The sequence below is a fragment of the Micromonospora globispora genome (assembly GCF_003857015.1).
Taxonomy (GTDB): Bacteria; Actinomycetota; Actinomycetes; order Mycobacteriales; family Micromonosporaceae; genus Micromonospora; species Micromonospora globispora.
This window is the reverse complement of sequence record NZ_QGGF01000356.1, coordinates 1-2,387: the sequence shown is the minus strand read 5'-3', so window position 1 is coordinate 2,387 and position 2,387 is coordinate 1. Positions and strand designations below refer to the sequence as shown.

Annotated in this window: 2 protein-coding genes and 1 pseudogene; all 3 read right to left on the bottom strand. The window is 74.9% G+C overall.

The features are described 5' to 3' along the window. Positions 1-237 (bottom strand): annotated as a pseudogene (locus DKL51_RS17550) (type II secretion system F family protein); the annotation flags it as partial. Between the two features lie 3 nt (positions 238-240). Continuing rightward, a complete protein-coding gene (locus DKL51_RS17545) occupies positions 241-1,548 on the bottom strand; it encodes a TadA family conjugal transfer-associated ATPase (RefSeq protein ID WP_124812268.1) in 1,308 nt (435 codons plus the stop codon). Continuing rightward, complete coding sequence (locus tag DKL51_RS17540; RefSeq protein WP_185734830.1) at positions 1,545-2,288, bottom strand: P-loop NTPase family protein; 744 nt, start codon at positions 2,286-2,288, stop codon at positions 1,545-1,547. The genes DKL51_RS17545 and DKL51_RS17540 overlap by 4 nt, the downstream gene beginning before the upstream one ends. Positions 2,289-2,387 lie beyond the last annotated feature (99 nt).

The following is a 2,387-nucleotide window of genomic DNA, read 5'->3' as shown; positions in this document are numbered from 1 at the left end:
CCGCGGCAGGGTCCACAGCCCTGCTGCGGGTAGCAGCGCCGCGACCGGCCCGCGGGTCAGCACGGCGGCGGCGAACCCCGCCGCCACCGCCACCGCCATGCGGGGGCGGTCCGATGGCGTGAACGCCCGCCGCCGGGAGGCCGGCGCCGGGCCGGGCGGGCGGCGGCGCAGGCCGTCGATGAGCAGGGTGAGCCCGGCCGCGCACACCAGGCCGAGCAGGATCGGCAGGAGGTTCACTGGTCACCACCGGTCCTTGTCGAGCAGGTCGGGGTCGAGGCCGGCGGTGACCAGCTGGTCGAGGGTGTCCGCGCGCATCGGCGCCGCGGGCAGGGCGCGCCGGTCCGGGCCGGGCCGGTAGATCTCGTTGCTGGGCACCTGCGTGCCGTCGGTCTCGAGGACCTGCCGGATGGAGGAGACGACCCGGGTGCCGTCGGTCGCGGTGTCCAGGTGGATGACGAAGTCGACGGCCTGGCCGATGAGCATGTTCGCCGCGTCGAACGGGAACCGCTCCGGTGCCTGCATGACGTAGGTGGCCAGCCGGGACAGGGCCTGCTTCGACGAGGAGGCGTGCAGGGTGCACATCGACCCGTCGTTGCCCTGCGACATGGCCAGGAGCATGGGTACGGCTTCGGCACCGCGAGATTCGCCGACGATGACCCGGTCGGGGCGCATCCGCAGCCCCCACCGCACCATGGTGGACATGTCGATCCCGCCGACGCCCTCCAGGTTCGGTTCGCGCTGCTGCAGGGCGGTGGTGTTCGGGTGGGCGTCGGTGTCCTCGTCCAGGCCGAGTTCGTAGGCGTCCTCGACGGTGACGATGCGCTCCAGCGGGCTCATCGCCCCGGCCGCCGCCCGCAGCAGGGTGGTCTTCCCGGCGCCGGTGCCACCGGAGATGATCAAGTTCTTGCGGGCGCGGACCATCGCCGCGATCAGCTCCCGCAGCCCCAGCGTGATCTCCCCGCGCTGCTGCAGGTCATCCAGGGTGACCTTCTGCAGCACGTTGCGGCGGATCGACAGACTGGGTCGCTTCGCCACGGCCATCACCGCGAAGAGCCGCTGCCCGCCCGGCAGGCGCAGCGACAATCCCGGCGACCCGCGGTCGAAGCGCCGCTCCTCCTGCCCGCTGCGGGCCGCCGCGACGCGGACGAGGTCAACCAGGTCGGCGTCGGAAGCCGCCACCGGCGGCACCCGCATCACCCGGCCCTCGGTGGTGCGGATCCACACGTTGTCGCAGCCGTTGACGAAGACGTCCTCCACCTGCGGGTCGTCCAGCAGCCGCTGCAACCCGCCCAGCCCGGTGAACGAGTCCCGCAACGCGCGGGCGACCGCCGCCTCCGCCTGCGGCGACGGCGGGGTACGGCCCGCGGCGATGTCCGCCTCCGCGCTGCGCACCAACTCCTCAGCGATAAGCCCGGCTATCAGGGCGTCCCGCGCGGCGTCGGGCAGCCCGGCGCCCCGTTCGGCGAGCCGGTCGCTGACCCGCGCCCGCAGGCGTGCCACCACCTCCGGCGGCGCCGCCGACCCGCCAGCAGGGTCCGGCCCGGTCACCGCGACACCACCCCCGACTCCGCCTCATTCCGATGGGTGACCTGCTGGTGCAGGGTCGCGGCGAGGTCGCGCAGGGCCCGCACCAGGCGGGTGCGCTGCCACGCCCGGCCCGCCAGGCGGCCGGTCAGGACACCGGCTCCCCACCGGTCGCGCGGCAACACCGCCCATACTGGTGCTCCCAGCCGCGCGGCGATCTCACCGGCCGGGTAGGAGCCCGGCCCGGCGAGCGCCAGTCCCAGCACACCGGGCCGGGTCACCTCCCGTAGCCAGGGCATCCGCGCGTCCACATGATCCAGGTACTCCGTGGCCGGCGCTGCCAGGAGCAACACCGCGTCGGCGGCGGGCAGCAGTCCCGCGGCGGGGGTGCCCGGGTAGAGCCGGCCCACGTCCGCGACCACCACGCCCGCGACGCCCCGCAGCGCTGTGGCCGCATGTCGGCCCAGCACCGTCACCGAACCGGCGGCGGTGTCCGCCGACCCCGGCGCGGCGACCGCCTCGATGCCCAGCGGCAGCCCCTGAAGGTGCTCGGCTATCGACTCCACCCCGCCGCCGTGGCGCGTCGAAGCCGCCAGCGAGGTCAGGCCCGGCTGCTGCGCCAGCCCGAAGCGGGCCGCGACCACCCCACCCGACGGGTCCGCCTCCACCAGCAGCGCCCGCCCTCCTGGCCACTGCGCTGCCAGCCCCACGGCCGTCGTTGACACGCCTGGAGCGCCCGACAGGGACCCGCACACGATCAACATGCGGTCCTCACCTGCCTGGCCCGAGTTGCACCACCGACACGTCCCCCGTCGCCGACGCGACCGCCTGCGCCGCGTCCGCGGCGAGCAGCACCGTCACCA